Raw genomic sequence first — 11,744 nt, 5'->3', positions numbered from 1 at the left:
GTGGGGCAAGAGCCCTTTGGTTACTTTGGGGCTTTTCCAAAGTGACCCGCCGTCAGGGCGGAACCCTAAGTGGCCGTGACCGCAGGAATGGATATGTACTCGGTATAACAGTGTCGCCTGTCAGGCCGCCTTCGCGAGCAAGCCCGCTCCCACAGTTTGATCGCGGGGTGTCAGGTAGATAGGCATCGGCTGGGAGGCCGCCATCGCAGGCAAGCCAGCTCCCACATTTGGACTGCGGGGGTGTCAGGTAGGTAGGCATCGGCTGGGAGGCCGCCATCGCAGGCAAGCCAGCTCCCACAGTTTGATCGCGGGGCATCAGGTAGATAGGGAGCGGGTGTCAGGCCGTCATCGCAGGCAAGCCAGCTCCCACATGAATGAGTGTTCAACTCAAAGCATTTTGAACGCCCCGTACGCTGGTCTTTCAAACGAGAACAGGATCAACCCTGACGCAGATCCTCGAGCGTGACCACACCGGCAACAGGAGGCAGCCGACCATGACTGACAACCCCACCCAACCCTTAGCCGCAGCAGCGATGCTGGCCCTGCTCAGCGCGTGCGCTGGCAACAACTCCCCCTCGAATGTCGAGGCCCCCGGAAAACCCACAACGCCCTCGACCCGAACGCTGGAAGCCGGCGCCGCCCTGCTTCAATCTCGCCCGCCGATTGACGCACTGAACGCCTACCTGGACGGCTTTCACTTCTACAACGGCCATCCCGATGTACAAATGGAAGCCCATCACTACTGCGCGATCCTCAATGAAGAGGTCATCCAGTGCGTGATCTACGACGGCAACCGCAAGGATGCAAAGCTGATGGGCGTGGAATACATCATCAGCGAGGCGCAATTCAATACGCTGCCCGCCCCTGAGAAGGCGCTGTGGCACAGCCATGTGCATGAAGTGAAGTCAGGGCAACTGGTGGCTCCGGGAATCCCCGAGGTGGCGGAGCATGCACTGATGGAGAAGCTGGTGCACACGTACGGCAAGACCTGGCACACCTGGCATACCGATCTGGATAAGCGCCTGCCCTTGGGCGTCCCGCAATTGATGATGGGGTTCACCGCTGACGGCCAGGCCGACCCGCGTATGGTCGCCGAGCGAGATAAACGCCTGGGCATCGACAGTGCCGAAAAGAAAAAGTCTCGCGCCGATATCCCTGCACCGCCCATTGCACCCGGTGCAGACGCGTGGCGCCAGGGCACAGTTATCCAGATCGCCGACCCAACCCAAAAGGCCCACCGACACTGACGCCGCCATTCAGTCATTTGGATTGAACGATCATTGGCGGGCCCTTCTCTACCCAAGACCAGCCAAAGGAGGATGTCATGATGATTGATACCGCAACCGGAATGAGGCCTGGCGAGCGATACGCCGTGGAAAACCTGGAGCGCACACCGAACTTCAGCGGGTTTTTCCTGGACGGAAAGTACTACCTGGGCCCTGAATTGATGACGGCCGTCGGATGGCTTGAAGGCCAGACGTTTATCTATGATGAGCTCGACGCCACAGGCGAACCGGTGTTTCCCGACCGCGTCGCCGGTACCCTCGAGAACCTGACCCTGGTACTGACTGACGGTACCCGCCTGCAACTGCATCCCGTGCCCGTCCACGTGCCCGAGGATTTGCCTGGGCGCATGCCGACCAAGGGAAAACTGCACGGTAAGACCGTAGTGATCACTGGCGCCTCCAGCGGCATTGGCCGTGCGGCTGCTCACGCCTTCGCCGAGCAAAGTACCCGCTTGGTATTGGCCGCCCGGGATGAAAAGGCCCTGGAAGAGGTTGTCGAGGAATGCGCTGCGCGCGGCGCCGAGGCCATCGCCGTTAAAACCGATGTAACCCAGGGCGACCAGATGCGCGCCCTTGCCGAACAAGCGGCGGATTTCGGCAATGGTCGCATCGATATCTGGATCAACAATGCCGGTGTCGGCGCGGTCGGTAGTTTCGAAAACACGCCCCTGGAAGCCCACGAACAGGTGCTGCAAACCGACCTGCTCGGGTACCTGCGCGGCGCCCACGTGGTGTGGCCGTATTTCAAAGCTCAGAACAGCGGGATTCTGATCAACACCTTGTCCCTGGGCAGTTGGGTAGCCCAGCCCTATGCCGTCGCCTACTCAGCCAGTAAATACGGCCTGCGCGGCCTGACTGAAGCACTGCGTGGGGAGCTGACTGATTACCCCGATATTCATGTGTGCGACATCTATCCCGCCGTGATGGACACGCCAGGCTTTCGCGATGGCGGCAATTTTACCGGCCACACCTTGACGCCACCGCCACCGGTCTATGACCCGCATAAAGTCGCGCAAGCGATGGTGGCCTGTGCGCTGCAACCGAGGGACAGCACCACGGTAGGCAGCGCTGCCACCGTGGCCCGCGTCGCGCATTTTTTGCTGCCCGGCTTTGCCCGGTTATCCGGTTGGCTCACGCGCCTCGGCCTGGAGCGCAGCCAGCGCGCCGCGACGTCAACGGGCAACCTGTACACCCCGGCAAGCGGCGAACGTCGTGTCGAAGGCGGTTGGCGGCAAACCCGCCGTACGCCCTATGGGATGGTTGCAATAGGCGCAGCGCTGCTGGTGGGCGGCGTTGTCGTTGCGCGCAAATATTCAGCGCGTCACAAATGAACGCGGGAGCCACTGCCCCCTTTACATGAGGTAACCCAACATGTCTTACGACTACCAAGGTATTGCCAGTGTCATCACTGCCTCGCGTCATCTTGGCACACCCTCAGATGAACGCCTTAACGAGTCAAAAAACATCCAAATGAGCAGCAGTGGTAAACCGACCATTGCACGCCTGGACTTTGACACGCCATTGGATTGGCCCGGCAATCCCAACTTTATCACCGTGAATTTGCCCGACGGAACCTCCGTCAGCGGCGTCATTGCCGAGCTGGAACGCCCGGCCGATGGGCCTGGATGGGTCAGCTTTACGGTCGATGATTAAGCCTCAAACACGCCCTGCGCCCAGTCATCGAATTGTCGGACAACTTATTTGAATTATTTTTGACGTCAAATATCTGTACTTCATGAGTATCAAGGAGGCCTCATGAAACACAACGACCTATTCACTATCGAGTACCAGCTGCACGGCGAGCCCAAATCCTTCATCGTGCGCGCGCCGCGCATGGACAATGCCGAGGCTTGGCATTGGGCCAGTTGTGACGCTGGTGTGGCCGTCATCCCCAAATTTGGGCAACACACGTTCAAACGTGTATCCAAACCGATGGCGGAGAAATACGGCATTACCCAGGTGCGCTGGAGTGGCGCGACACAGATTCAATGGGCGGAGGGCCTCAGAGGATGAACAGCCAGACTCTTGGTTACACCACTACAAACAGGCGCAACGATGAAGTCACGCGAAACGCCGAGATGTTTTTCGAAGCGGATCGATTGGATGCGTTGGCGTACGAGATTATCGAGTCCTACAGCGGCGATGCGCAGACGTGGGCGCGCTTTACCGAGGCGAAGAAACGTGCGGATGCGCAGCGTACGCTGGCCTATCGGGAGTGGATGCGGATTCATCGTTCCAAGCGAAAATAATTTCTCCGGTAGGAGCGAGCTTGCTCGCGAAAAACGTCAACGATAACGCGTGTTTCCTGGATAAACGCGGCGCCGGTGAGCTTTTTCGCGAGCAAGCTCGCTCCTACAACCGCGCTATCCAAATGTGGGAGCTGGCTTGCCTGCGATAGCGGCCTGACAACCAGTCAGGATGTCAGGCCGAGTATATATCCCCTCGCATTCACGCCCCTGACTCAGGGTCTTTCGAAGGGCCTCCAGGGGCAACACCGCCTTGCTCCTTTGCCTGTCGTCCGCCTGCCGGCGCCTGCGATTTATCGTTTCGCTTCTCCGACGGCGGACGCACCTTGCGCTCGGAAGGACTCGGCTCGTGGCGCTTCGAAGCTTCGCTCATACCGCCCTCCTCAATCACTGATCAAAGTATCGGCTTGCCACCCGTCACGCCGTAGCGTTCGCCAGAAATATAGCTGCCTTCATCCGACGCCAGCAGCACGTAGATCGGCGCCACTTCGACCGGCTGGCCTGGGCGTCCCAATGGGGTGTTGCCGCCAAAGTTTTTCACCATGTCTGGCGTCATCGTCGAGACGATCAACGGTGTCCAGATAGGCCCGGGTGCCACGCTGTTAACGCGAATACCACGCTCGCCGAGCATCTGCGCCAGGCCGGCGGTAAAGTTGGCAATCGCGCCTTTGGTAGCCGCATAGGGCAACAGGCTGGGGTTGGGCATGTCGGAGTTGACCGAGCTGGTATTGATGATCGAACTGCCCTCGGCCATGTGAGGCAGCGCGGCCTTGCAGATGCGGAACATCGCGGTGATGTTGACGTTGAAGGTTTTCACCCAGTCCTCGTCGGGGATATCTTCCAGCGACTGATAGGTCATCTGGAACGCCGCGTTGTTGACCAGCACATCGATGCGGCCGAACTTCTCCACGGTGTCGTTGACGATCGCCGTACACTGCGCCGCATTGCCAAGGTCGCCGGGCAGTAACAGGCATTGACGACCCGCCGCCTCGACCCAACGTGCGGTTTCCTTGGCGTCTTCATGTTCATCCAGGTACGACACCGCCACATCCGCGCCTTCACGTGCAAAGGCAATGGCCACGGCCCGCCCGATGCCGCTGTCGGCGCCGGTGACCAAGGCGATTTTATTGGCGAGCCGGCCCGAGCCTTGGTACGACTGCTCACCGCAATCGGGCATCGGGTCCATCTTGCGCTGCTCACCTGGCACGGGCTGTTGCTGGGCGTTGAAGGGTGGTTTTGGATAGCTGTTCATCAGAACGTCTCCTGGGTGGGTTTCTCTTTGCGAGGGTTGACCAGCAAGCGAAGTTCAGACGGATTTTCAGAAAATCGGATAACCGTGCACCCACGGTGGCCACTCGTCAGTTTGATTAAACCTTCCGACGGTTGCGCGTCTCAACCGGGTCGTAGTGGTCTGTCGAATGACCGGGTGGCTCAAGGCTTTTTTTGTTGGCAGCAGGTTTTCAGCTATATTTCACTGTCGGTTCAGCCCTCGCCCTCGTTGTTCAAGTTCTTCCCTCTACACCCCGTCTTCCTGTGCGCCGTTAACCAAGGTTGGTATTTATGAAGTCTGCCCCCCCGCGGTCCCCCAACGTTCCGCAACGCAAAGATCTGACCCCGAGCAACTTGAATTTCCCGGTGGTGGGTATCGGTGCGTCGGCGGGTGGCCTGCAGGCCGTAAAAGCGTTTTTTGAGCACATGCCCAAAGACTGCGGCATGGCCTTCGTGGTGGTCCTGCATCTTTCGCCCGACCATCAAAGCGTGGCAGACAAGATCATCCAGGAAACGACCCGCATGCCGGTGTCGCAGGTCAATGACGCCACGCCCATCGAAAAGAACCATGTGTACGTGATCTCACCGGCGCAGCTGTTGAAGATGAACGACGGCTACCTGGCGGTCTCGCCTGCCGTGCGCGAAGGTGGAACGCACATTGCCATCGACCTGTTTTTTCGCGACCTGGCAGACACTCATAAAGAACGCGCGTTTTGCCTGATCCTGTCCGGTACCGGCTCAGACGGCGCGGTGGGGGTGTCACGGATCAAAGAGCAAGGCGGCATCACCCTGGTACAAGCGCCGGAAGATGCCGAGTACGATGGCATGCCGCTGGCAGCCATCGAAACCCAGATGGTCGACCTGGTGCTGCCTGTGGTGGAAATGCCGCAGAAGCTGCTGGAGCTGTGGCGCAATGCCCAGTCGATTGTGCTGCCCACCGCCAACGACCCTGAGATCAAGACCACCCCACCCAGCACCGAGCGCGATGCCGCCGTGGCCGAGCAGCTGTTGTTGGATATTCTGATTCAGCTGCGCGCCAGTACCGGGCATGACTTCAAGCATTACAAACGCGCCACGGTGTTGCGCCGTATCGAGCGGCGCTTGCAAGTCACGGCTCAACCCGACCTGGCCACCTATTACAACTTCCTCCAGGCCAACCCGGACGAAACCAAGGCGTTGCTGGGCGACATGCTGATTGGCGTGACCAACTTCTTCCGCGACCGCGAGGCCTTCGAAGCGCTTGAGCGGGACGTGATCCCCAACCTGGTGAAATCACTGGAAGACAGCGTGCCGCACCGTGAGGAAGTGCGCATCTGGTCGGCAGGTTGTTCCACCGGCGAAGAGGCCTACAGCCTGGCGATGCTGGTGGCCGAACAACTGGCGCTGGACGCCAGCGGCGCAAAGATGCAGGTGTTTGCCACCGATATTGATGAGCGGGCCATCACCCACGGTCGCAACGGCGTGTACCCCGAAGCGATCATCACCGACGTACCGCCCCAACGGTTGCGCCAGTATTTTGCCAAGGAGAAGAACCAGCACTACCGGGTGCGCAAGGAAATTCGCGAAAAGGTGCTGTTCGCCAAACACAGCCTGCTGGCCGACCCGCCGTTCTCGCAGATCGACCTGATCGTGTGTCGCAACCTGTTGATCTACCTGGACCGCGAAGTGCAACGCGACATCCTGCAAATGTTCCACTTCGCGTTGCGCCCCGGTGGCTACCTGTTCCTCGGCTCTTCGGAGTCGGCCGACGGCTGCCTGGACCTGTTCGTACCGGTGGACAAGCGCAACCGCATTTTCAGGGTGCGTGCCGGCTCATCCGCCGTACGCCGCGCCCCGACCATGCCGCGAGGCGGCTATCTGCGCCCGAGCACCACGACACTGACGATTGAAACCAAGGCGCCCAACAAGGTCTCGTTCGCGGACATCCACCTGCGCGCCCTGGAAAAAGCCGCGCCGCCCAGCGTCATCGTGAACATGCAGGCCGATATCCTGCACATGAGTGAAGGCGCCGGGCGATTCCTGCGCTACGTGGCCGGCGAGGTGACGCACAACCTGCTGACGCTGGTGCATCCCGATTTACGCCTCGATATCCGCACCACGTTGTTCCAGGTCCAGCAATCGAATAGCCCGGTGTCTTCGCGCAAGATCCGCATCCAACGCGAGCAAGGCCCCTTCCTGGTGGACATCAGCGCCCGCCCCTACCGCGATGAAGCGACCGAAAACGACTACGTCCTGGTGATCTTCCAGGAAACCGCCGTCGACCCCCAGCTGCCCGACATCGACACCGTCAGCCAGGCGGAAAACGAAATCATGAGCAACCTGGAGCGCGAGCTGCAACGCACCAAGCTGCACCTGCAGGACACCATCGAACAGGCGGAAGTCTCCAGCGAGGAACTCAAGGCCTCCAACGAAGAAATGCAGGCGGTCAACGAAGAACTGCGCTCGGCCACCGAGGAGCTGGAAACCAGCAAGGAAGAGCTGCAGTCGATCAACGAAGAATTGCTGACCGTCAATTTCGAGCTCAAGACCAAGGTGGAAGAGACGGACAAGGTCAACGACTACCTGACCAACCTGATCGCGTCCACCGACATCGCCACGGTCTTCGTCGACCGCAATATGCGCATCCGCTGGTTCACGCCGCGGGCCACGGATATTTTCAGCATGCTGCCGGTGGACACCGGGCGTTCGCTGCTGGACATCACCCACCGCCTCAATTACCCGCAAATGACCGAAGACGCCACCACGGTGTTTGAGTCGCTGAGCATGATCGAGCGGGAAATCAGCAGCAACGACGACCGCTGGTACATTGCGCGGTTGCTGCCCTACCGCTCCAGCGAAGATCACATTGATGGTACCGTGCTGACCTTCATTGATATCACCAAGCGGCGCCAGGCCGAAGAGGAGCTGCGCCTGGGCGAGGAGCGCATGCGCCTGGTCGCCGAGAGCACCCATGACTTTGCCATCATCATCCTCGATGACCATGGCGCCATCACCGACTGGAACACCGGTGCCGAACTGATCTTCGGCTACACCAAGGACGAGGTGCTGGGCGCTTATTACGACCTGATTTTCTCCCCGGAAGACCGCTCCGCTGGCGTACCGGAGAGCGAACTGCGCACCGCCCGCGAACATGGGCGTGGCGAAGATGAACGCTGGCACGTGCGCAAGGACGGCAGCCGCTTCTATTGCAGCGGCGAGGTCACCCAGCTCAAGAGCAACAGTTTGCGCGGCTACGTCAAGATTGCCCGGGACCTTACCGGCCACAAGCGCACCCAGGATGAACAGAATCAGCGCTTGAAGGAAACCCAGACCAACAGCCACCTCAAGGATGAGTTCTTTGCGGTGATGTCCCACGAACTCAAGCACCCGTTGAACCTGATCCAGCTGAACGCCGAACTGTTGCGGCGCTTGCCCGCCACCAAGGTTGCGGGGCCGGCCATCAAGGCGGTCAATACCATCTGCGAAGCGGTGTCCAGCCAGGCGCGGATCATTGACGACCTGCTGGATGTCGCGCGGGTTCGCACGGGCAAGCTGAAGCTGAAAAAGCAACCGATCGACCTGATTCGCACCCTCAAGGACATTCATAGCGTGGTGCTTGCCGACGGCCATCGTCGCCAGGTCAGCCTTCAAACCCCTTCGGTGCCGGGGCCACTGATCGTTGACGTAGACCCCACGCGCATCGAGCAAGTGATCTGGAACCTGGTCAACAACGCCCTGAAATTCACCCCCGAGGACGGCCAGGTGCAGTTGGTGGTCAGCCGAACGGACGGGCGCGCGCAACTGGATGTCATCGACAGCGGCGCAGGACTGGCCGCAGACAGCCTGGAGAAAATCTTCGACCTGTTCGGGCAAGCGGAAAACCAGCATCAGACCCACCAGCGCGAAGGCCTGGGCATTGGCTTGTCGCTGGTGCGGCAACTGGTGGAAGCCCATGGTGGTTCGGTGAGTGTGCACTCGCGAGGGCTGGGCTTTGGTTGCACCTTCTCGATCTGGTTGCCGCTGTGCGAACAGCAGGATCATCTGCTGGATCGCGGCGCTACCCACAACGAAGATCAGCGCCTTAATGGCCTCAAGGTTTTACTGGTCGATGATTCAGCCGAAGTGCTTGAGGTGCTGAACATGCTGCTGGAAATGGAAGGCGCCCAAGTGAGCGCCTTCAGTGACCCTTTGAGCGCGCTTGAAACCGCCCGGGATGCTCATTACGACGTGATTATTTCGGACATCGGCATGCCGAAAATGAATGGCCATGAGCTGATGCAGAAGCTGCGCAAAGTCGGCCACCTTCGACAGGCTCCGGCTATTGCCTTAACCGGCTATGGCGCTAGCAATGACCAGAAAAAGGCGACTGAATCGGGCTTTAATGCGCATGTCAGCAAACCCGTGGGCCATGACTCGTTGATTACCTTGATCGAAAAACTGTGCCGCTCACACCCTTAGGCGTGGGGCAGCCGCTCAAGGGTAGATGAACTGAGAAAAGCGCACGGACGCCCCCGTGGGTCGCGACACCTGAGTATCCACACTGCCCACCGTGTCGCTGCGCAAGGTCAGGTACAACACTGCCTGGCCGGCGCTGTCACTCAGCATCCAGACGCTCACGCCCTCCCCGGCCGCCCTGGCCTTGAGCGGCTGAGGCTGCAGCATCTCGATATTGAAACCGCGTAGCAGCTCGCCGCTCAGCTTGACCTCCAAGGGTTCCTGGGCCTTGCCTTGCACATGAATCACCAGCCCATCGGAGGCGCCATTGCGTAAAAAGCGTTGGTACTCCACGCGCAACTGTCCATCGGCACTGCGCACCTCGCGGGTGCTCAGCGGCCCGCTGGAAAACAGGCCCGCCAGGCTCAGCCCCATCAGCACCAGCAGCGCGTACCAACCCACCCTTTCAAAGCGCCAGACCTTGCGCTGCAAGGCCATATCTTCCGGTACCGGGTAGTTGCGGCTCTGTAAGTCGTCGGGGTCTGGGTGGTTCATAGCGCGGCCCGGACTCAGCCCTTGCTGTGCTCGGGAGAAGACGGCCCCTTGGTGACACCCCTTGGGCCGGCAATCGCCCATATTGCGGCGCCCAGGAACGGCAGTACCACGACGACAGCACTCCAGCCTGCCTTGCTCGCCGAGGCGTTATCGCTGCGCCAGATGCTGTTGATGATCCACGCATCAAGCAGTACGAGGATCACTGCCAGGCCTATCCAGAAGTAAGTGGTTTGCATGATGCACCTCCAGGTTATGTAACTTTGGGTGCGCGGGTGCGGACAGGGTTCATTATTTTTAGGGGGCTTTGCTTGAGGATTGCTTTGCCGCCATCACGTGGGCAAGTTCGCCGATCTGTTTATGAACGAACCTCTTTAAACAAGACAAGCTGAAACGTGTCAGCTCAAAGAAAAAACCAAATTATGCATAAATGCATTTTCTGCCTTGACCTAAGGATTCGATTCTTCTAAAGTCAAATAACTGTATATAAATACAGTTATTTGAATCCCTACATGGACGAGGTTTCCTATGAAAAGCACCACTGCAAAATTTGGCAAAACACCCCATCAACCCAGCCTGTGGACCCGCGCCGATGCGCTCAAAGTGCATGCGGACGACCCCACCACCACCCAGCCACTGGTCAGCGCGAACTTCCCGGTATTGAGTGACGAGGTGTTTATCTGGGACACCATGCCGCTGCGTGATATCGACGGCAACATCACCTCCGTCGACGGCTGGTCGGTGATCTTCACCCTCACCGCGGATCGCCACCCGAACGACCCGCAATACCTCGATCAGAATGGCAACTACGACGTCATCCGCGACTGGAACGATCGCCATGGCCGGGCAAAGATGTACTACTGGTTCTCCCGCACCGGCAAAGATTGGAAGCTCGGCGGCCGGGTAATGGCTGAAGGGGTTTCGCCCACCGTGCGCGAATGGGCTGGCACACCGATCCTGCTGAACGAACAAGGCGAAGTGGACCTGTACTACACCGCCGTCACGCCCGGCGCGACCATCGTCAAGGTGCGTGGCCGCGTGGTGACCACCGAGCATGGCGTCAGCCTGGTGGGCTTCGAGAAGGTCAAGCCACTGTTCGAGGCGGACGGCAAGATGTACCAGACCGAAGCGCAAAACGCCTTTTGGGGCTTTCGCGATCCATGGCCATTCCGCGACCCGAAGGACGGCAAGCTGTACATGCTGTTCGAAGGCAACGTGGCCGGCGAACGCGGTTCGCACAAGGTCGGTAAAGCCGAAATCGGCGACGTGCCGCCAGGCTATGAAGACGTCGGTAATTCGCGCTTCCAGACCGCCTGCGTCGGTATCGCCGTGGCCCGCGACGAAGACGGCGACGACTGGGAAATGCTGCCACCGCTGCTGACCGCAGTCGGCGTCAACGACCAGACCGAACGCCCGCACTTCGTGTTCCAGGACGGCAAGTACTACCTGTTCACCATCAGCCACACCTTCACCTACGCCGACGGCGTGACCGGCCCGGACGGCGTGTACGGTTTCGTCGCCGACTCGCTGTTCGGCCCGTATGTACCGTTGAACGGCTCTGGTTTGGTGCTGGGCAACCCGTCCTCCCAACCGTTCCAGACCTACTCGCACTGCGTCATGCCCAACGGCCTGGTGACCTCCTTCATCGACAGCGTACCGACCGACGACACCGGCACGCAGATCCGTATCGGTGGCACCGAGGCACCGACCGTGGGCATCAAGATCAAAGGGCAGCAAACGTTCGTAGTCGCCGAGTATGACTACGGCTACATCCCGCCGATGCTCGACGTTACGCTCAAGTAACCGGAGGCTATGAGGGAGTGGGTTTGAGTTCGATGACAAACCCGCGGTGAATATCCGCTGCACCTGTGGCGAGGGAGCTTGCTCCCGCGACGGCCTGGCAGCCGACGCTGATATAACTGATGCCCCGCGATCCAATGTGGGAGCTGGCTTGCCTGCGAAGACGGCCTGACAGTCA

At 59.7% G+C, this 11,744-nt stretch carries 10 protein-coding genes; 7 read left to right on the top strand and 3 right to left on the bottom strand.

Features of this window, described 5'->3' with window-relative positions; all coding sequences use genetic code 11:
- Window positions 1-494: 494 nt before the first annotated feature.
- The 5 genes from DK871_RS27590 (at window position 495) to DK871_RS27570 (ending at window position 3,535) form a co-directional block, all read left to right on the top strand.
- Window positions 495-1,247, top strand: a complete 753-nt coding sequence (locus DK871_RS27590) for an OBAP family protein (protein WP_161907387.1) — start codon at window positions 495-497, stop codon at window positions 1,245-1,247.
- A gap of 80 nt (window positions 1,248-1,327) precedes the next feature.
- Window positions 1,328-2,617 (top strand): SDR family oxidoreductase, encoded by a 1,290-nt coding sequence (locus DK871_RS27585; RefSeq protein WP_161907388.1) that lies wholly within the window; start codon window positions 1,328-1,330, stop codon window positions 2,615-2,617.
- A gap of 40 nt (window positions 2,618-2,657) precedes the next feature.
- Window positions 2,658-2,939 carry a hypothetical protein gene (locus DK871_RS27580; RefSeq protein ID WP_161907386.1) on the top strand — a complete coding sequence of 94 codons (282 nt, stop codon included), beginning with the start codon at window positions 2,658-2,660 and terminating at the stop codon, window positions 2,937-2,939.
- 102 nt (window positions 2,940-3,041) lie between these two features.
- Window positions 3,042-3,299, top strand: a complete 258-nt coding sequence (locus tag DK871_RS27575; protein ID WP_102666061.1) for a DUF6555 family protein — start codon at window positions 3,042-3,044, stop codon at window positions 3,297-3,299.
- The gene (locus DK871_RS27570; protein WP_161907385.1) at window positions 3,296-3,535 is read left to right on the top strand and encodes a hypothetical protein; all 240 of its coding nucleotides are present in this window, start codon (window positions 3,296-3,298) and stop codon (window positions 3,533-3,535) included. Before DK871_RS27575 ends, DK871_RS27570 begins: the two co-directional genes overlap by 4 nt.
- Before the next feature lie 391 nt (window positions 3,536-3,926).
- Here DK871_RS27570 and DK871_RS27565 read toward each other — a convergent pair whose 3' ends face one another.
- Window positions 3,927-4,784 (bottom strand): SDR family oxidoreductase, encoded by an 858-nt coding sequence (locus tag DK871_RS27565; RefSeq protein WP_161907384.1) that lies wholly within the window; start codon window positions 4,782-4,784, stop codon window positions 3,927-3,929.
- A gap of 308 nt (window positions 4,785-5,092) precedes the next feature.
- On the opposite strand from DK871_RS27565, the gene DK871_RS27560 reads away from it, so the two are divergent.
- Window positions 5,093-9,238: a CheR family methyltransferase gene (locus DK871_RS27560; protein ID WP_161907383.1), complete on the top strand. Its 4,146-nt coding sequence runs from the start codon at window positions 5,093-5,095 to the stop codon at window positions 9,236-9,238.
- A 15-nt stretch (window positions 9,239-9,253) separates the two neighbouring features.
- Here DK871_RS27560 and DK871_RS27555 read toward each other — a convergent pair whose 3' ends face one another.
- Both DK871_RS27555 and DK871_RS27550 read right to left on the bottom strand, forming a co-directional pair.
- Complete coding sequence (locus DK871_RS27555; protein WP_161907382.1) at window positions 9,254-9,769, bottom strand: hypothetical protein; 516 nt, start codon at window positions 9,767-9,769, stop codon at window positions 9,254-9,256.
- A 14-nt stretch (window positions 9,770-9,783) separates the two neighbouring features.
- Window positions 9,784-10,005 (bottom strand): PLDc N-terminal domain-containing protein, encoded by a 222-nt coding sequence (locus tag DK871_RS27550; RefSeq protein ID WP_003190416.1) that lies wholly within the window; start codon window positions 10,003-10,005, stop codon window positions 9,784-9,786.
- 289 nt (window positions 10,006-10,294) lie between these two features.
- Here DK871_RS27550 and DK871_RS27545 point away from each other — a divergent pair, with 289 nt between their 5' ends.
- Window positions 10,295-11,569, top strand: coding sequence for a glycoside hydrolase family 68 protein (locus tag DK871_RS27545; protein WP_161907381.1), 1,275 nt, complete (start codon window positions 10,295-10,297; stop codon window positions 11,567-11,569).
- The last annotated feature ends 175 nt before the right edge of the window (window positions 11,570-11,744 follow it).

This window comes from Pseudomonas sp. L13 (assembly GCF_009935965.1).
GTDB classification, from domain to species: domain Bacteria; phylum Pseudomonadota; class Gammaproteobacteria; order Pseudomonadales; family Pseudomonadaceae; genus Aquipseudomonas; species Aquipseudomonas lactis.
The sequence above is the reverse complement of the archived record's forward strand: the minus strand, read 5'-3'. Positions and strand labels throughout refer to the sequence as shown.